Source organism: Flectobacillus roseus (assembly GCF_030056595.1).
Classification (GTDB): Bacteria; Bacteroidota; Bacteroidia; order Cytophagales; family Spirosomataceae; genus Flectobacillus; species Flectobacillus roseus.
Genome location: NZ_JASHIF010000014.1, coordinates 133,396 through 153,801 on the forward strand (window position 1 = coordinate 133,396; position 20,406 = coordinate 153,801).

The 20,406-nt window shown below is 37.7% G+C and carries 12 protein-coding genes; 7 read left to right on the forward strand and 5 right to left on the reverse strand.

Translation table 11 applies throughout. The features are described 5' to 3' along the window. Positions 1 to 69: 69 nt before the first annotated feature. From QM524_RS17015 to QM524_RS17030, 4 genes are read left to right on the forward strand one after another with little or no spacing between them, the layout of a single operon-like run. Complete coding sequence (locus QM524_RS17015) at positions 70 to 543, forward strand: (2Fe-2S)-binding protein (protein ID WP_283345489.1); 474 nt, start codon at positions 70 to 72, stop codon at positions 541 to 543. Further along, entirely contained in the window at positions 530 to 2,698 is a 2,169-nt protein-coding gene (locus QM524_RS17020; protein ID WP_283345490.1) for a xanthine dehydrogenase family protein molybdopterin-binding subunit, read from the forward strand. The genes QM524_RS17015 and QM524_RS17020 overlap by 14 nt, the downstream gene beginning before the upstream one ends. A 44-nt stretch (positions 2,699 to 2,742) precedes the next feature. Then, complete coding sequence (locus QM524_RS17025; RefSeq protein WP_283345491.1) at positions 2,743 to 3,096, forward strand: hypothetical protein; 354 nt, start codon at positions 2,743 to 2,745, stop codon at positions 3,094 to 3,096. A gap of 6 nt (positions 3,097 to 3,102) precedes the next feature. Further along, a complete protein-coding gene (locus QM524_RS17030) occupies positions 3,103 to 4,011 on the forward strand; it encodes a helix-turn-helix domain-containing protein (RefSeq protein ID WP_283345492.1) in 909 nt (302 codons plus the stop codon). Positions 4,012 to 4,064: 53 nt separating this feature from the next. Here the strand turns inward: QM524_RS17030 and QM524_RS17035 are convergent, their stop codons facing one another. Continuing rightward, positions 4,065 to 4,397: a winged helix-turn-helix transcriptional regulator gene (locus tag QM524_RS17035; protein ID WP_283345493.1), complete on the reverse strand. Its 333-nt coding sequence runs from the start codon at positions 4,395 to 4,397 to the stop codon at positions 4,065 to 4,067. 111 nt (positions 4,398 to 4,508) lie between these two features. On the opposite strand from QM524_RS17035, the gene QM524_RS17040 reads away from it, so the two are divergent. After that, entirely contained in the window at positions 4,509 to 5,312 is an 804-nt protein-coding gene (locus tag QM524_RS17040) for an enoyl-CoA hydratase/isomerase family protein (RefSeq protein WP_283345494.1), read from the forward strand. 205 nt (positions 5,313 to 5,517) lie between these two features. On the opposite strand, the gene QM524_RS17045 is transcribed toward QM524_RS17040, so the two are convergent. Genes QM524_RS17045 through QM524_RS17055 form a run of 3 tightly spaced genes read right to left on the reverse strand, consistent with a single transcriptional unit; the run spans position 5,518 to position 13,282 of the window. Then, positions 5,518 to 8,523 carry a PA14 domain-containing protein gene (locus QM524_RS17045; RefSeq protein ID WP_283345495.1) on the reverse strand — a complete coding sequence of 1,002 codons (3,006 nt, stop codon included), beginning with the start codon at positions 8,521 to 8,523 and terminating at the stop codon, positions 5,518 to 5,520. A 12-nt stretch (positions 8,524 to 8,535) separates the two neighbouring features. After that, on the reverse strand, positions 8,536 to 10,263 hold the full coding sequence (locus QM524_RS17050) for a RagB/SusD family nutrient uptake outer membrane protein (RefSeq protein ID WP_283345496.1): 1,728 nt from the start codon (positions 10,261 to 10,263) through the stop codon (positions 8,536 to 8,538). A gap of 22 nt (positions 10,264 to 10,285) precedes the next feature. After that, positions 10,286 to 13,282, reverse strand: coding sequence for a SusC/RagA family TonB-linked outer membrane protein (locus tag QM524_RS17055; protein WP_229242185.1), 2,997 nt, complete (start codon positions 13,280 to 13,282; stop codon positions 10,286 to 10,288). A gap of 248 nt (positions 13,283 to 13,530) precedes the next feature. On the opposite strand from QM524_RS17055, the gene QM524_RS17060 reads away from it, so the two are divergent. Beyond that, positions 13,531 to 17,505, forward strand: a complete 3,975-nt coding sequence (locus QM524_RS17060; protein WP_283345497.1) for a hybrid sensor histidine kinase/response regulator transcription factor — start codon at positions 13,531 to 13,533, stop codon at positions 17,503 to 17,505. Positions 17,506 to 17,834: 329 nt separating this feature from the next. Continuing rightward, on the forward strand, positions 17,835 to 19,247 hold the full coding sequence (locus tag QM524_RS17065; protein WP_283345498.1) for an MBL fold metallo-hydrolase: 1,413 nt from the start codon (positions 17,835 to 17,837) through the stop codon (positions 19,245 to 19,247). Positions 19,248 to 19,354: 107 nt separating this feature from the next. On the opposite strand, the gene QM524_RS17070 is transcribed toward QM524_RS17065, so the two are convergent. Then, positions 19,355 to 20,113, reverse strand: coding sequence for a LytR/AlgR family response regulator transcription factor (locus QM524_RS17070; protein ID WP_283345499.1), 759 nt, complete (start codon positions 20,111 to 20,113; stop codon positions 19,355 to 19,357). Positions 20,114 to 20,406: the final 293 nt, after the last annotated feature.

The following is a 20,406-nucleotide window of genomic DNA, read 5'->3' on the forward strand; positions in this document are numbered from 1 at the left end:
TCTTTTATCTAATTTCTGTAAATATTGCAGTAGTAAAAAATTAGATAAAAGTTACTCAATTGATTTAATATGAAACTGACGCTAACTATCAATAATAAGCCCACAACCTTGGATGTAGAGTCCGATATGCCTTTGCTTTGGCTCATTCGTGATGAGGTAAAACTGAAAGGAACAAAGTTTGGTTGTGGGCAAGCCCAATGTGGGGCTTGCTCTCTTTATGTTGACGGAGAGTTAATCCGCTCATGTTCTTACCCTGTCCAAATGGCAAATAGGAAGAAAATAACTACTATCGAAGGACTCTCCGAAGATGAAAACCACTTGCATCCAGTACAACAGGCATGGCTTGATATTCAAGTTCCACAATGTGGTTACTGTCAATCGGGTTTTATGATGGCTGCCGCTAAACTTTTAGCAGAAAATCCTAACCCTACCGTTGAGGATATTAAAAACGGTATTTCAAATATCTGTCGATGTGGCACGCATCCTCGAATTATTAAAGCAATTCTTTTAGCTGCAAAATTAAAAAGCGATGGAAAACACTGATAAAAAAAACAAAAAGGGATTTTCAAGAAGAAAATTTTTGGCAATATCTGGTTCAAGCTTAGTGGGAGTATTGGCTTTACTCTATTTTGGAAGACAAACCATTAGAAGAAAAATTAGTGACATCACATCCGAAATGGAAATAGGAGCAGATGTTTCGGATTTAGACCCAAAATTATGGTTTGAATTGAATGCTGATAATTCTATTACCTTGAAATCGCCAAAGGTCGAAATGGGACAAGGTATCTTTACAGGTTTCGCCATGCTTGCTGCTGAGGAATTAGATATTCAGCTTGATAAAATAAAAGTAGTTCATGCCAATTCTAAAAATGGCGTACTTTCAAATACGGGGGTAAGCAATAGCACATCATCTTTTTATGTAATTATTCGTGAAGTTGCAGCTACACTCAGAGAAACGCTCAAGCTTCAAGCTTCTAAATTATGGAATGTTCCAGTTTCTTCCATCTCTACAAAAGATGGAATGTTGATAAGTGCTGATAAGAAAATATCCTATGCTGACTTAGCCAAGCAGATTAGTAAATGGGAAATTGCTGAAAAGCCTACATTAAGGTCTTCCAACAATTTTAAATATGTAGGAAAAGAAGCCAAAAGAATTGATTTACCAGATAAAATTCTTGGGAAACCTATTTATGGGATTGATGTCACTCTGCCCGATATGGTTTATGGAGCAGTACTTTACAGTCCTTATTTTAATGGAAAACTGAAAAGTGCTGACACAAGTAATGCCAAAAATACGAAGGGAGTATTAAAAATAGTTGAAGAAAATACTTGGATTGGTGTAGTAGCAACTACCAGATTTGCTGTTGAAACGGCTGTTGAAAGAATAAAAGCTGATTGGGACTTTGCCACAAATATTAACACAAAAGATATTGAAAAATTAATAACTGTCGGTAATGGAAATGGAGTAAATATTCAAAATGATGGTGATACCAATAAAGTATCCAACCAAGCAATTATTGGCGAGTTTCGTACACCTATTGGTTTTCATGCGTGTTTAGAGCCTTCAATTGTCGTGGCTGATTATCAAGATAATAAAGTAACCCTTTACACCTCTTTTCAAAATCCAGCTTACATACAAACTGTTGTCTCAGAAGCTTTAGACATCGAAAAAGAAAATATTGACATTATACCTGCTTATTTGGGAGGTGGATTTGGACGAAAATCATTCAAAAGTAATGTTGTCGAGGCTGTAAAGTTATCAAAGGCCGTAGGTAAACCTGTTCACTTACTTTATACCCGTCAGCAAGAATTTCAAAATGGATATGTCAGACCCAACACGCATCATGTTTTAAAAGGAAAACTGGGGAAAGATGGTAAAATTTTAGCTTTCGAACATGACATTGCTACGGGGCCAATGGCGTTCAAAGCTCTTCCTGCCATTGCAGAACCTATTTTAGGGGCAGATTTTGTAGTTGCAGGACATGGCTCTCGATGTGCTTACCAAATTCCCAATATCAAGACTACCGTTTGGCATAACAATCTCCCTTTTGAAACAAGTATGTGGCGAGGTGTGGGAATGTTTGCTAATACTTTTGCGATAGAAAGTTTTATGGATGAATTGGCATATAAGGCGAATGGAAATCCGCTAAAGTTTAGAATTGACCATTGTGATGATACAGTTCAGTTGGCACGAAGAAAAAAAATTCTTGAAATAATAGCTGAAAAATCAGGTTGGAATTTATCAAAACCGACAGATATTGGGCGTGGTTTGGCTATTTGCGATGACCGTAAAACAATTTCGGCGGCGGTAGTTGAGGTTAAAATTATAGACGGCTTGATTAAAGTAACCAAGGTTATACAAGCCATTGACCCAGGCAAAATTATTAATCCAGATGGAATACGTCAGCAAGTAGAAGGAGCTACTATGATGGCAATAAGTGCAAGTCTGTACGAACAAGGTACTATCGAAAATGGGCAATTTGAACAACCCAATTTTCATAATTATCAAGTAGTTAGGCTGAGTGATGCACCCGAAATAGAAGTAATTTTACACGAAGGGGCTGATATGCCTTCTGGTGTTGGCGAACCGCCAATTGCACCCATTGCCCCAGCCATCGCTAATGCGGTTTTTAACTTGACAGGAAAACGATTAAGGTCTTTGCCTTTGCAATTAGCTTTTCAAGAAAGCAAATCTTGAGTAATGTGTTTAAAACTTGACCTCAGTAAATAAAAAACAGCAATATGAGAATCATAGCAATCATTTTACTTGTACTATCCGTATATCTGAGCTTAATACACGGTTGGGACGCATTTCAACCATTAACGACTCAGCAAATCGAAACAATGAATCATTTAGGTGTTCAACAATCTGTCATGCCCTATTTTGGAGTTTTATCAATCTTTATTGGATTGATGCTATGTATTCCACAAACATTTTTTTTGGCCAATGTTTTGAATGCTATGATTTACATCCTGATAATGGTTTTATTGCTAAAAGCTGGAGATTACGGATTAGCTCTCTTGGAAACGATATTTATTGCTATCTCCCTAATAATGATTAAATTAAAATATCCTTTCAAACGACACAATTTTTAGTTAAAAATGACTCATTCAAAACCATATAGAATCAAAACAATTAATGAAGGATACCGCCTTTTGGGGCTTCAAAATCCACATCATCCACTCATCAGTATTATTGATGTAGCTAACTTAAAATCAGAAAGCAATGTCAATGCTGTCATTTTTGACTTTTATGCTGTTTCGCTAAAACGTGGATGTGATAACCTTTTATATGGGCAACAGAAGTATGATTTTGATGGCGGATTAATGGCTTTTATGTCGCCCGGACAAATACTGCGAGGTGAAGAAAACGGTACACCTCCCGACCTTCGAGGTTGGATGATGTTTATTCATCCTGATTTTTTATGGAATACAGCACTTGCTAAAAAAATAAAACAATACGATTATTTTGGGTATGCGACCAATGAAGCCCTTTTTCTATCTGAAAAAGAAGAAAGTATTATTAACAGTATCGTTGATAATATCAAATTAGAGTTTAATAACAATATTGATAAATTTAGCCAAGACGTAGTAATAGCTCAGTTAGAACTATTATTTACTTATGCACAGCGATTTTATGAACGCCAGTTTATCACAAGAAAAATTACTAATAATAGTATTTTTAGTAAATTAGAAGACCTCCTAAATGATTATTTTGATAATGAAGCATTGCTTTCAAATGGGCTTCCAACGGTGCAATATTTTGCAGATAATTTAAATTTATCAGCCAAATATTTGAGTAGTATGCTCAAACAACTTACGGGTAAAACTACACAAGAGCATATTCACGAAAAACTCATTGAAAAAGCCAAAGAGAAATTATCAACTACCGAATTATCTGTTAGTGAAATAGCCTACGGTTTGGGATTTGAACATTCACAATCGTTTAATAAATTATTTAAGACAAAAACAAAGCAAAGTCCGCTTGAATTTCGGGCTTCTTTTAATTGACTTTTATAAAAATAGGACTTAACATCACTCACAGAAGATTTCGATTTAGCCATTCATAAACGCGGAGATAAAAGGTACTCATTTCCCCATTCTCTCATTTCTATTAATACTTTTCTCAAAGCCTTCCCTTTTTCAGTCAGAGAATATTCTACTCTTGGAGGCACTTCGGCATAGACTTTTCTAATGACAAGACCATTGTCTTCTAATTGCTTGAGTTCTTTCACGAGCATACGAGTATTGATGCCCTCGATACTTCTTTCCAACTCTTTAAAACGTTTGGTTTCGTATATCAAAGCAAAAATAATGGGTAAAGTCCACTTACCACCGATGACATCAGCAGTTCTGGTAATAGGACATTCAATATAATTACATTTTTTTTCAGACATAAGTAGATGACTATCAATATTAGTTTACTTTTTGTTATTACTTCACATATTAGTAACTACTTGCAAAAATAAAGTAATGGATTTTGTTTTGCAATAAAAAAACGTAATTATATGATTTTAACAACACAAAAAATAAGCGATAGTTACTGGAAAGTAATTATTAACAATCCGCCAATCAACCTGTTTGGCCCAGAAATGTCAGAAGAATTAATCGTGCTAATCGACGAATTTGAAGCCGCTGAAAAACTAAAAGTCGTAGTTTTTGAAAGTGCAAATCCTGACTTTTTCATTGCCCATTTAGACGTATTGAAAGCAACGGGCTTCCCAAAAGGTGCTGGAAAAACAGGACTTTCAAAATCTTGGCCAGATATTGCCAAACGCTTTGAACAAGCTCCTTTTGTCAGTATTGCCTCTATCAGAGGACGAGCCAGAGGATTGGGTAGCGAATTTGCACAGGCAATGGATATGCGATTTGCGAGTAAAGAAAAAGCGATTTTTGGTCAGCCAGAAATTGGATTTAGTATCTTCCCTGGTGGTGGCGGAATGGAACGATTACATTTACTGACTGGCAAAGCAAAAGCATTAGAAATTATTTTAAGTGGAAGTGATTTCGATGCCGAAACTGCCACCGCTTATGGCTGGGTAAACCGTGCTATTGCCGACGACGAATTAGATGCTTTTGTAGAAAATTTGGCTCAACGCATTGCGTCGTTTGATAAAAAAGTAATTGCAGAAATCAAATCTATCATCAATGAAAGAGCGGTAAATCCTAAAAATGAACAGATTATGGATACCCAAACTCGTTTCTTTGAAGCCTTGGCACAACCAGAAGCGGCTATTAGAATGAAAAACCTATTTGCTAAGGGGTTGCAACAGAATAGCGATGCCGAATTGAATTTAGGTAAGTATTTGTAAGGTAAATGGTTATTGCATTATTGAGCTTTATGCAAAAATATGAGCCATCCCTAATTTAGTGATTGTCTAAATGAGCGATTATTTTACAATTTATATTCTATCAGTAAATACAAAATGATTGCGTCTTATGCTGAGTGAAAACTTGGTAAATAATCTCAATTTTAAAATTAGGGATGACTCATGTTCGATTACATCTTATTCTTCATTATGGTAAAACATTCATCGTGTACCAAGCTTCCGTACTCCACAGATTATTGCCATTTTGACTAACAATCGTTTTTCTGTTTAAGTGGATATAAACAACGTGTTTACTTTTCATACCAGCTAGTTGTAGTGTTACTTTCTTGCGGTCGGCAGATACACTTACTGATTTTACAGGTAAGCTTTCATTATCTAATTTAGGACCACCATAATCGCCAGTTGGCTTAAACCACCATTGACGAATGTCATAGTCTGACGCTTTTTCGCCAACACCTTCTTTCAAAGGTTCTGTAAATTCAATTTCTACACCATCCGATTTGGCACGAATGGCAAGCATTTCAAAAGTTACTTTATTATTGAAGGTCATTTTTTGTAAACCATAACTAAATTTACCAGCGTGCCCCCAGTTGCCTGTTGAACCCACACCACCAATATACAATGCGCCGTCTGGACTCCACACAAGGCGATTTACACCAGCTTCTAAACCTTGCGTAAATCTAAATACTGCACCTTGATACGTACCGTTTATTTTTTCGGCAAATACTCTTTTGATTCCTCCGTGGGTTACATCGCCGTGAATCATTTGATTCTGATAAGGACCAATATTAAGTTTGGCTGGCTGGCTTGGCGAATTACCAATTTCGTCTTGTGTAAGCCACACCACAGGCAGTGTTTCTTGACGATTGGCAGTACCTTCAAAATCTACTGAACGAGAACCATACCAAGCACCTTCTTGTAAATGAACAATTTTGTTGGCAGGTAACCAGTCTCCTTGATTATCAGCGATAAAAATTTCATTATCTACGCCTAAACCTATGCCGTTAGGTGTTCTTAAACCCGAAGCTACAAACGAGAATGAACCATCTTTCTTTGAAATTTTGATGGCTTTTCCACGGTCAGGAATTTGTGGTTTGGTACTTGCACCACCCGGGTTAATGGCTGTAGCGAGTGTTCCGTAGAAATAGCCATCTTTATAAACTAGCCCAAAAGCAAATTCATGGAAATTGGCCGAGACTTTCCAGCCATTGCAAATGGTTTGGTACTCATCAATAATCTCGTCTTTATTTAAGTCAACTAGTTTGGTGAGTTCTTGCTTTTGCATGATGTAAATTTCATCATCCACCACTTTCAAACCCAAAGGTTCGGCAAGCCCATAAGCGATACGCTTCACTTGGATATCAATTGGAGAAGCCGCTTTTCGTCCGTCAATAATATATACAGAACCCAGAGAATCCCAAGTACTCACGACCATTCTACCATCAGATAGAAAATCCATTCCACCTACTTTGGGCTGAAAATTGTCTGGTCTTGCCTGCGATAAAGTAAAGCTTGGATGCACCGCAACCAATGGTGATTGGTCACCCGGAATATCATTTTTCTGAACCTTAATCGCTGTTTGTCCTGTATTTTTAATGGCAGATTCTTTATAAGTAAACACAGAAGGTGGTACTACTACAAAAGCCTTGCTACCGTAAGGTCGCCATTGTAACGAAAGCCCTTTACCGTACAAACCTTGGTAGTATTCTAACCTGAAAGGATGCTTGCCCGGTTTCAAAATAATTTCGCCGTCGGTAGGTTGCAAACCGTGATTTACGCCATTATCGATAATGAGTTTGTTATCAATAAAGAGTTTACCGCCATCATCACAAACTAATCTAAAGTCAATATTGGTTGTTTTCTTGATGTTGATAAAACCGCTGGCATAAATGGCAAAGTTATCTTTCAAGTCACCAAAATCTTGTTCATCTAAGTGCAAAGCATTGATAGAACCAGATTTTACAGGCAACATTTCATCATTTACTTCAGGGACTTCGCCAATTGCATTGGCAAATTGATACACGTTGATGGCGATACCTTGTTTTTCGGTTTTAGCGGATTGGTTTGGTTTTTCTGCTTTGAGAATAATCTTATAGGCAGGTCTTGGCATCAGTTTACTCGCAGCTTGTTCTCTTTCTTTGGCTGCATCGAGACTCATGATGTAAGAAACCATTGCATCAGCATCTTCCTTTTTTAGAGTAGGGTGTGGCGACATCGGGATTTGTCCCCAATTTCCAGCTCCGCCTTTGATTACCTTGGCAATAAGCGTATTGCGGTTTTGCTCATTGTTTTCGTAACGTTCAGCGATGGCTTTGTACGATGGCCCCACCGTTTTTACGTCCTGATTATGACAGGTATTACAATCACTTTTGGCAAAAAGATTCGCAATCATTTCAGATCTGCTCATCGTTTGCGTAGCTAGAGGTTGTTCAGGTTTTGGTGTTAGGTGAATAGAAAAGGTAGTTTTACCCGTATTGTTTAACGTCAGTTTTCCATCAATTGCTTTAAAAGCCTGATTTTGGCTTTGCTCATCACGTTGATTACTCACTACAAATTTCCCATCTGTTGAATAATCAGTGGTAGCCAGCATCGAAGCCAAGTGCATATTTATTGATACTTTAGCATCAGTGGGTATATTTTTTACCGTAAAAACACGTTCGTAACCCGCTTTGCCATTTCCAGCTTCAAAGAATTCAGGTTTTTCTTCTACTAAAATTTTCTGACCTTGATAGGCTAATTCGTATTTCAGGATAACCTGATTGTTCAGAATAGTATGACCTTTGTAGTTAACTTCGGGTGTAATTTGTTTGCCGTTTACTTCGATGTGCCACGGGTTTTCGTCGGTTTCCTCCATATAGGTAATACCCGTTGAAATGGGTTGTGGGCCATGCGAAGAAGTGTAAACTGGGCCATTGAAATTGATTTTTCCAGACCAAGCTTTGTACAATGAGGCTGTTTTAGTATTGTAAGCAAGCCAAAGATTATTGTGTAAGGCAATACTTAAAATTCTAGGTTTTGAATCAAGTACAGAGCGTAAAACCCAAGCTTCACGAGGACGTGGAGTTGGGGCGATAGTTTGTTTTGGGGATGGTTTAAAGCCAGTAGAAGTACTGCCTGAACCAAGACTGGCTGTACCAAATACCGCACATAAAAATGCGGTACTTAGCACAGCCAAGGGCTTGTAAGATTTCATTAAAAATTATTTTTAGTAACCAGGGTTTTGCTTTAATTGTGGAGAAGCGTTCAATACATTTTGTCCGATTGGGAAGATGTCTGTATGGTTATCTTTATCAGGATTTTTATCCCACCAAATACCAGTACTGAATACACCCCAACGTACTAAGTCTGTTCTTCTTCTACCTTCTGCCAAGAATTCACGCATCCATTCGTCAAGCATTTCGCGGTCTGTAAGTTCGTTACCACTAGCGCTATATAAACTTGGTGAACCTTCTGGGTAGTTACGCTTACGTACGGCATTCAAGAGTGCTGCTGCACCTGCTTTGTCACCAGCTCTGTATTTACATTCTGCTAAAGAGTAGTAAATTTCGGCATAACGAACTTCTGCATAAGCCGAAGAGATTTTGTTGGCGTCGCTACTTGGATAGTATGGATACTTCACAGGGAAAATTCCAGAGTTGTTATCGGCATTGTTCATATTTGAAACTTTGTCGGCTATTATAGTTCCTGGTTTTGCATCAAGGAATTTACCAACTTGGTCTCTTATGTAAAGAGGGTATGGACCTTTGAAACCTCTAACAGTATCTTGTTTACCAGATGAGTTGACATAAGGTAAATAACCATACAAGAACATACCTTCACGCTTGCTATTTCCAAGATTTTTATATTTTTTCAAACGTAAGTCATCCTTGTATTTTTGGAACTTCACAAATGGTTTTCCTAGTGTATGACTATATTCAACTCCATCTACATCAAGACCGGGTTGCATCGCATATTTAGGGTTGGCATTACCAAAATCAGTAAATCCAAAATAACTAGGAGCAAGGTTAGGTAACATCCAGAAATACATACCACCATCATACTGCCAGTGTGTTAAGCTGAAACTTCCCGGAAAACCGAAGATTGTTTCTTTAGAAGTAGGGTTAGTATAGTCAAAAGGAGCATCCCAACGGCTTTCTAATTCATAGCCACCATACACGCCATTGATAATATCCTGAGATACTTTAGCACAATCAGCAAAGCGATCTGTGCCCGTGTACACCTTAGCATTTAGATACAATCTTACTAATAATGCTGCTGCACCGCCTTTTGTCCAACGTCCAGCTACGTTATTACCCAAAGTGGTATTGGTAGAAAGTTGTGGAATGGCATCTTTCAGTTCTTTTTCAATGAAATTGAAAGCTTCCTGAGGAGGTACTTGTAAGCCACCAGCACTTTGTCCTTTTACTTTGGTAACGATTATGATATTTCTGTAAAAATCTAACAAACGAAGATTTAACCATGCGCGAAGTACCTTTAGTTCGGCAATCATTCCATCTACTTCAGCACGTGTCATGTTGAATCTAGCTGGGTCTGAAATTCCCTCCAAGTCTTCAATGGAGTTTGTTGCTAGTGTTACACCACCATAAAGGGCATTCCAAGGGTCGCTAGTGAAACCGTCGTTTGGCGTCCAAGTGTGGTAATGCACGCGCTGGAACTGACCGCCATCAAACCAGTCACCTTGGCGGTTAGGTGTCATCATTTCGTCTGAACTATCTTCTTGTAGCATAAATGTATTGCCACCTTGAATACTCCAATAGCTATGCTCAAATGGACGTAAAAAATCTCGAATTACGTCGTCACGTGTTTGGAGAAAGTTTTCTGAAGTAATCCTGTCGTATAGCTCTTCGTCCAGATTAGTACAGCCTATCGTCATTGATAGCAGCATACAGGTAGAAAACCGAAGTAAGTATTTTGAAATAATATTCTTTTTCATGTTTGGAGTTTTAATCAGGAAATTAAAAAGTAAGTTGTAAGCCCATCAACAATTGGGTTGTAGAAGGGTAGTAGTTTAATGAACTGTTGACACCCGGATACAAACCGTTGACTTGTACTAAGTCTGGGTCGCCACCAGTGTATTTCGTGAACGTAGCCAAATTTCTAGTTGTAGCATAGATACGTGCCGATTTCATAAACTTAACTTTCAAAGGCTGAGTATAACTTAAGGTAATATTGTCCACTTTCAAGAACCCACCCGGTTCCAAGAAATAATCTGAAAGTGACGAGTAAGTTGAGGTACTAGTAAGTTTTGAGTATTTACCGCCATCGTAAGCTGAAGCAAGAACGTTTGCATTTTCTTGTGTAGCAGGCGTACCCAAGTAGAAAGCATAAGTATTAAATAACTGATAACCAAATGCCCCACGAAGGAAGATACTCAAATCCCAATTTTTGTATTTGAAATTGTTTGAAATACCTGTCGTGAATTTAGGAAGACCGTTTCCTATAAATTGTTTGTCGTCGTTGTTAGCTTGATTTGCTGGGATGATATCGCCGTTTTTGTTGTACACCAATAATGCGCCACTTTCATTTACTCCTGCTGATTTGAGTGCATAGAAACTACCAATGCGTCTATCTTCTTGCAAACGTTGAAGAGTACCTGGGCTGCCCGGTGCTGGCATTCCTACTACGTCGATATAAGTTTGTCCTTTGAACAGGTCACTAGAGAAGGATACAAATTTGTTATCATTGTATGCACCTGTCAAGCTAAGGTTGTAGCTAAAGTCTCCTTTATTTACCACAGCGGCACTTAATTGTAATTCAACCCCTGTGTTTCTCATCGTACCTACGTTGGCGAAGGTACTTCCCTGAATATTCGGTGGGTTCGGTACGTTGTAAGAACCCAACAAATCCTTGTTAGTACGCACGTAGTAGTTTATGCTACCGCTGATTTTATTATCCAATAGTGCAAAATCAAGACCAGCATTGAAGTTGATAGCCTTTTCCCAACGTAAGTTGTAGTTGGTGTTTTGGCTTGGTCCCCATACTTGGTAAGAAGTACCATTGAACGGATAATAACCATAACTACCATACGTATCAAGTGATAAGTAATTACCAAAATCTTGGTTACCTGTTTCACCATAATCGGCACGTAGCTTTAATTCATTCAACCAAGAAACACCCTTCATGAAGTTTTCTTGCGTTAGGTGCCATGCAGCAGAAGCAGCAGGGAAGTAACCCCATTTGTTATCATAGCCGAATTTCGAAGAACCTTCTTTACGAAGACTTACTGATAAGTAATATTTTTGATCAAAATCGTAGTTCAAACGGCCAAAGAAGGCAATCAATTTAGAGCTATTTCTGTATGAGCCTACGTTGTTGATTCCTTTTTCTAAGTTCCAAAGACCTGTTCCTAATGCATTGTAAGTAAGTACATTTGATGGGAACTTCTCGTTGCTAGCACTAAACCCAGATGCTGTAAAATATTGATATGAATATCCAGCGAGTAGTTTAACAGAATGTTTTTTGATGTCTAAGAAGTAATTGCCTAACCATTCCACACTTTTCTGGTCATATTCATCCAACGATTGTGAAGCTGTATTACGACCACTACCATTGATTACTGGTGTAATAGTAGATGGTGTAAAGTTCATATTACGATACGAAGAACTTACTTCTCCAAAAGTTACACTAGTGTTTAAGTTTTGAAGAATATTCAACTTGGCAGAACCATTGAAATCCAATAACTTAAACTCTTGGTCAGCCAAAATATTCTTGGCAATTTCTACAGGGTTGTTGGCAAAAAAACCAGAAGTAATATAGTTGTATTTGCCCGCAACATCCTTAACTGATAACGTTGGGTTTAGGGTTAAAGCATAGTTAAATCCGCTGTAGTCTGCTCCACTTGTTTTGGCATAGCGTGGTGCTGCACTAAAAGTCAAAGCCACCAAGTTGTTAGCTGAAGTATGGTTGATGTTAACACGACCGCCGTACTCTCTTTTTGCTGAACGTAAGTCAATTCCTTCAGCATCTCTAAAGTCTAATGAAGTGAAGTAGTTCGTTTGACCGTTTCCGCCAGAAAATTGTAAGGTATGCTTTTGAGAGAAAGAAGGCGCACGGCTTACTTCTTTCATCCAGTTGGTATTTCCACCAAAATCTACACCACGTTTATTCGCAAGGAATTGGTCTTTAGAAAGTACCTTCAATTCATTGGCTAGATAATCAAAAGTGACATAGCTATCATAAAACAAACGAGGTTCGGCAGAGCCTTTTTTCGTAGTGATTACAATAACCCCATTACTACCACGTGTTCCATAGATTGCAGATGCCGCACCGCCTTTTAGTACGTCGATAGATTCAATCTCGTTTTGATTGATGTTATCGATATTTCCTCCGGGGATACCGTTTACGACAAACAATGGTCCAAGACCTGCACTACGTGAAGATGCTCCACGAAGCTGGATACTAGGTGAAGAGTTAGGGTCTGCACTGGCTGTATTGGTTACCGAAAGCCCTGCTACTTTTCCTTGGATAGCCATCAATGGGTTATTGCCACCCACACGTAATAAATCCTTCGAACCTAAGTGTGTAATAGCACTTGAAACCTCTCTTTTGTTCAATGAACCATAACCGATTACGACTACTTCCTCTAAGGTTTTTTGGTCTTCTTCTAGTGTAATTTCAACCAAAGATTTGTTTTTTGCATCGACTTCTTTGGTAAGATACCCTACGTGAGAAATGATTAATATTTTTGCATCAGAAGAAAGTGTTAAGGTAAATTTTCCATTACCATCACTTCTCGTTCCATTGCTAGTACCTTTCTCAAGTATCGAAACACCCGGTAAAGTACCTTGTTTGTCCATAATTTTACCAGAAATAGAGGTGTTTTTCTGAGCCAGAGCGGCTCCAGATATAGCTACAAGCATACTGAAAAGCACTGCAAAGGCTGTCTTTGGAGATAGTCCGCTTTGCAAAAGCTTTTTCGTACCTTGTGCCAATTTGTACAAGTTTTTTTTCATCAAAATGGTTGTTTAGATGGATTTTTAGAATCCATTATTGTTACTATTTGATTAATAAATTGGATATAATTGAAATTTTTTACGAAGTTCTTGCTTAATTTATTAATGGAATAATCGCTGAGTCTCAATTTAAAATCAATCTGTCTCAATGTTTATTTTTGTGAAAAAACAGTAATTACATAGGGATATATTTACAAAAGTTGCTTCACAAGCATACTTTAATACTATCATTATTTAGAAATAATTAGGTGAAAAATCTTCTCATTACGATTTGTGGTTTACTCTTTAGTATGGCTTGTGCAGGGCAGGATGTTCGGTATTATTTCAAAAGCTATAAGGTTTCAGATGGGTTGTCGGGCAATGCCACTCGTGATATTATTCAAGATAAAAGGGGGTTTATTTGGATTGCCAGTCGTAATGGGTTGAATCGATTTGACGGAAATACATTCAAAATCTTCAGAAACAAACATGGTGACTCTACTAGCCTTGGCGATGATGCGATATCGTCTATATATGAGGCTAAAGATGAAAAACTATGGATAGGAACACATAAGGGTATATACATTTACAACCCTCTTACAGAGCGATTTACGGCTTTCAAATTAATTCCTCCAGGCGAGGTTCGGATGTTGAGAGGCGATTATAACGGGGGTATTTGGGTTATCGCTGATCATCAATTGTATCGGTATAATCAAAAAACAGGTAAAGTTCAGACCTTTGGTTGGGCAGGTTATACCGTCTCTATTCATGTTTCAGAGGCACGGAAAGTTTGGATTGCTAGTGGTAATGGCACGATTAGCCATTATAATGCTCAAAAAGGAGATTTTACCTCGTATGATTTTTCAAAATTAACAGGAGGAAAAGAGATATTCACCGATATGATTCTTCATACAGTTTCAGATACAACCTTGTTGGTCGGAAACATGAAAAAACTATGGTTATACAATTATAAGGCTGGAAAAGTTGTTGATATTTCTAAAAATGCCGCTCAAAAAGATGGCATTCATGTTTATTCCATCTTGCAGAATAATGGTAAGTTGTGGCTTGGTACAGAATCAGGGCTTTTTATTTTAGACCTCAAAAAACTTCAGTTTAAACATATCCAAAAAGAAAAATATAATCCCTATTCCATTTCCGATAATATTGTCAACCAGATTTTCAAGGATAAAGAAGATGGAATATGGCTTAGCACTCAGTTTGGAGGTGTAAATTACTATTCTTCCGAATTCAATCGTTTCAAAAAGTATTTTCCTTTACCTAACAATAGTATCAGCGGAAGTCTGATTCACGAAATTTGTATGGACCAGTACGGCAAACTCTGGATTGGTACAGAAGATGCTGGGCTCAATCAACTAGATTTGAAAACAGGTAAGATCAAATCTTTCCTGCCTGATGGTAAAAAAGGAAGTATTACCTACCGAAATTTGCATGGCTTAGTAGCCGATGGCGACCGCCTATGGATAGGTACCTACGAGCATGGACTCGATGTAATGGATTTGAAAACCAATAAAGTTATTCGGCATTATTCGAGAGAATCACCTCGATCATTTGGGAGTAATTTTATTGTCACACTGTATAGAACTCGAGAGGGAGATATTTTGGTAGGTACATGGTCTGGTTTGTATAAATACAATCGAGATACCGACGATTTTACAAGAATGGAGTTCTTTAATACTCAAATCCAGAGTATTCATCAAGACGCACAAGGTACACTTTGGGCTTCTAGTTATGGGAACGGCGTCTTTTATTATAATCCTATCACCAACAAAAAAGGCAGAATTCAATACGTGGCAGGTAACAAAAATGGACTACTTGATAACTATGTTAACAGCCTTTTCCAGAGTAAAAATGGCGATTTTTGGTTTTGTACCGAACATGGACTTTCGAGGTACAACCCAATTTTAGGAAAATTTAAAAACTATCGTATCGAGGATGGACTACTAGATAATCAGGTTTTTAGAGTGGTGGAGGATGATAAAGGAAACTGTTGGGTCTCTACATCCAGAGGCTTGTCCATGCTCAACCTAAAAACAGATAAATTCTCCAATTATACAGAAGCAAATGGGCTTCCTAGCGAACAGTTCAATTATAATTCTTCTTGCAAGAGCGCAGATGGCACCTTGTTTTTTGGTACAGTAGCTGGGATGATTAGCTTCAAACCCGAATCTTTTATCAAAAACACCTACATTCCTGCCGTGTATATCACTGGTATTAGAGCCAATGGTAAAGAGTTAAGTATAGCCGATAAGGAAGCATCAATTACCCGATCACCTATTTATACTGATAAAATTAAACTTCCCTACGACCGCTCCAACCTGAGTTTTGATGTAGCGCTACTCAGTTATGTTATTCCCAAAATGAATAGTTTTCAGTATCAAATGCAGGGCTTAGATAACCAGTGGTATAGCTTGTCGAGTCAGCGTAAAATATCTTTTTCCAAACTCCAACCTGGTCATTATGTGTTAAGGATTAAAGGAGCGAACAACGATAATGTTTGGAGTATCCAAGAAACAAAACTCAGTATCGACATTATGCCACCTTGGTGGGCTTCTGACTGGGCTTATGTGTCATATTTTGTTCTATTCTGTACAATTGCCGTTGTGCTATTTAGGTACTATCACTTAGCAATTAGTGAAAAAAATAAAAGAGAAATAGAGACTATCCAGATTGGTAAAGAACGAGAAATTTATAATGCCAAGATTGACTTTTTTACGAATGTTGCCCACGAAATCAAAACACCATTAACATTAATCAAAATGCCATTAGATAAACTACTATCTGATAAGAATACCAATCCAGAAACATTTGATAATTTGACTATGATTAAAAAGAATACCAATCGCCTCATCGACCTTACTAATCAATTATTAGATTTCCGAAAAGCAGAAGCAAATAACTTTAGTTTGAATTTCACCAAAACCGACATCAACGAGTTACTCAATGAGGTGTTTACGATCTTCAAGCCAGCAGCAGAACAGAAAAAACTAAACTATAAAATTGAGCTGCCTAGAATAACCCTACATGCCTATGTCGATATCGAGGCATGTAAAAAGATTATTAGCAATCTAATCAATAATGCTGTTAAATATGCCGACACTTCGGTGAAAGTAAAGCTCCTGCCATTTAGTAGCGATGATTTACTTTTTCACATTGAGTTTACCAATGACGGTTTTATTATTGATCATGAAAGTAAAGAAAAAATCTTCGAACCTTTCTTTCGACTAAAAGTCAATCAAAAACAAGAAGGAACTGGCATAGGGCTTCCGTTGGCACGTTCGCTTGCTGAATTGCACAAAGGAAAGGTTGAAGTTCATCTGCGTAATGAGCAACAAAATACTTTTCTGTTGTCGCTTCCTATTCATCAAGACTACGAGATGGATTTGAAGGGTAATCAAGAAGATGCTCAAATCGAGATATTCAGTAACGAAGTCGTCGATGCCGACGATACAGGCAAACCAGTGATTTTGATTGTGGAGGATAATGTCGAAATTCTTAACTACTTGAGTCGCGAGCTAAGTGCATCTTATCATGTTATGCGTGCTTTGGATGGCGTACAGGCCATTGAAATATTAGAGCAGGAAAATGTTCATTTGGTTATTAGTGATATTATGATGCCTGTAATGGATGGTATCGAGCTTTGTAAAAAAATAAAAACAGATGTGCAATTCAGCCACATCCCGATTATATTTTTAACGGCAAAAAGTTCGATTAATTCCAGAATAGAAGGTCTGGAAGTAGGGGCAGATGCCTATATCGAAAAACCTTTTTCGCTAGAACACCTAGCGGCACAAATTACAAACCTGATTAATAACCGAAATATTATTAAGGAATACTTTGCACGCTCACCGCTGACGCATATCAAAGGTATTGCTTTTTCAACAGCCGATAAGCAGTTTTTGGAACAGCTCCACGCTATTATTGCCGAACGCATTGCAGATAGTAATCTGGATGTAGATTTGCTTTCCTCTCTGATGAATATGAGCCGACCTACGCTTTACCGAAAAATTAAAGGAATATCAGACTTAAAGCCAAATGAGTTAATCAATTTATCTCGACTGAAAAAAGCAGCAGAGTTATTGGCAGAAAACAAATATAAAATAAACGAGATTGCAGACATGGTGGGCTATAATATCCCTACCAATTTTTCGAGAGACTTTCAAAAACAGTTTGGGATTACCCCTTCTGCCTATGTGAGTAAACTTCAAAGTGAGAATATGCAATAAGGCTTAAAATGACAGTACTTGTATTGAGTTGGGTTTATTATTTTGGTTTTTTGTTGAAAATGAGATAGTTATGTTTTTTGTTCTGGTGGATAAATTATAAAAATTTTCTAAGTTTTATAAAATAGTGGTTGATATGACACACGCTGCTCTCTGTATTTTTCCAATATTACCTAAATCTTTATATCAAAAATAACCCTTTCCATCATTTTTTTCATTGACATTTATCACCGTGTCTTTGTGAGGAATGTTACAGAAGAGCGTAAGAGACTGGACTAATTTTGTTCTATCAAATTTCAATCAGGAAAACATTTTTTAACCAACTGAAAGTCATGAAAGTAGAACAAATTTATACAGGATGTTTAGCTGAAGCAGCGTACTATATCGAATCAGCAGGAGAGGTTGCCATCATTGACCCACTTCGCGAATCAAAACCGTATATCGAGCGTGCTGAGAAAGATAATGCGCAAATCAAATACGTTTTCGAAACGCACTTTCATGCCGATTTTGTTTCGGGACATATCGATCTTTCTAATAAAACAGGCGCTACTATTGTATTTGGCCCGACTGCTCAACCTGCTTATCCAGCATACATTGCAGAGGATGGTGAAGAGTTTAAAGTGGGTAATATCAAAATCAAGGTATTGCATACCCCAGGTCATACGATGGAGTCTTCTACCTTTTTGCTGATTGATGAAAACGGTAAGGAGAATGCCATCTTCTCTGGCGATACACTTTTTATTGGAGATGTAGGTCGTCCTGATTTAGCCGTAAAATCTGATCTTACGCAAGAAGATTTGGCTGGGTTATTATATGAAAGTCTTCAAAACAAAATTTTGACTTTGCCCGATGATGTTATCGTATATCCTGGACATGGAGCGGGTTCGGCATGTGGTAAAAACATGAGTAAGGAAACAACCGATAAATTGGGCAACCAAAAGCGTTTTAATTATGCATTACAGGCCAAGTCAAAAGAGCAATTTGTCAAAGAGGTACTTACAGGATTAGTAACGCCACCTCAGTATTTTCCTAAAAATGCTGTAATGAACAAAATGGGTTATGCCAACGTCGATGAGGTAATAGCCAAAGGAACACAAGCGCTTAGTCCTGCAGCATTTGAAGCGGCTAGTAACGAAGAAAATGCCCTTGTGTTGGATGTTCGTGCTGCCAAAGATTTTGCCAAAGGTTTTATTCCTAATGCCATTAATATTGGTCTTGAAGGTCAGTTTGCTTCGTGGGTAGGTACATTGATTACCGATTTACAACAACCTATTTTGTTGATTACAGAGGAAGGAAATGAGGAGGAGGCCGTTTTGCGATTGTCTCGTGTAGGCTACGACAATTGTATTGGATACTTAAAAGGAGGCTTCGAAGCTTGGGCTGCCGAAGGTCGTGAGATAGATACTGTAAATACTATTTCGGCAGAAGATTTTGTGGATAAATTTAGTAAAGATAATACGCACAAGGCTATAGATGTACGTCGTAAAAGCGAGTACGATTCGGAACATGTGATTGGTATAGAAAATGCGCCTTTAGATTTTTTGAATAACTACATGGCAAGTATCGACCGTGATGCCACTACTTATGTACACTGTGCAGGCGGTTACCGTTCAATGATTGCCATTTCTATCTTGAAAGCTAGAGGTTTTGAAAATTTGGTAGACGTAACGGGTGGTTTTAGTGCTATCAAAGCAACGAATAAATTGAAACTCACAGACTATGTTTGTCCTAGTACACTTTTGTAATTGAGTGAATTAGCGAGTTGTGATTGAGTGATTATGTTATGTTTTACCTGTAGAGACGCAATGCTTTGCGTCTTGCGTCTCTACCCATTTATTCACAGCTCATTTAATTATTTAAGTCTTTCCCAAAACTCGTCTACTTTTTCAGGAGAGATACCAGCCACCAATCCGCCTTTGATATTCAAATAGCCTCCATCACTTTTGACAAATTCTACTACTGTTTGCAAATTGACAAGATAGGATTTGTGTGTTCTGAAAAAATAAGGAATATGAGAAAGTATTTCTTCAAAATGCTTTAGATTTCTACTAGCCAAAATTCTGGTTCCATCTTGTAAATACAATTCACTATAAGAACCTTCGCCTTTAATCATCAAGATATCTGATGGACTCAAAAGCTTGTAGTTTTGCCCATTGGGTACAACGATTCTTTTTTCTTCCCAAGATTTCGAAACATTGAGGTTATTCTGTAGAGCTTTTAATTGCTGATTTTGCGATTGTTCCTTTTTGCGACTAAATCTTTCAACTGCCTCTATCAGTTGAGTATGCTGAATAGGTTTGAGAAGATAATCAATCGCTGAAAACTTAAATGCCTGAAGGGCATATTCGTTGTAAGCCGTAGTGAAAATGATACCAAAGTTTACTTCTTCCTCGTCAAAAAAATCTAATAATTCTAGTCCACTGTGTCCTGGCATTTCAATGTCTAAGAAAATTAGATCAGGTTTATGCTTTTTGATGGCTTTGATGCCAGACGGTAAGTCATTACATAATGCCTCTACACGTACTTCAGGGCAATATTGCTCAATTATTGCGTTGAGTAGTACCCGTGCTTTGGGTTCGTCGTCTATGATTATACTTTTTATGATGCTCATTTTTTTGGTGTTTTAGGGATATAGGGTTTAGGGGTTAGTGAACAGGGGTAAAGGCACAGAGGCACAAAGTGTTTTTTTAGGGTTTAGTTTTTTAGAAAAAAAGCAAAAAAAAGCAAAAAAAGTTTATAAAAACTGAGTAGATAGGGGTGAGGATTTTTTTTTCTAATTGCCTATTGCCTATTGCCTATTGCCTATTGCCTATTGCCTATTGCCTATTGCCTATTGCCTATTGCCTATTGCCTATTGCCTATTGCCTATTGCCTATTGCCTATTGCCTATTGCCTATTGCCTAT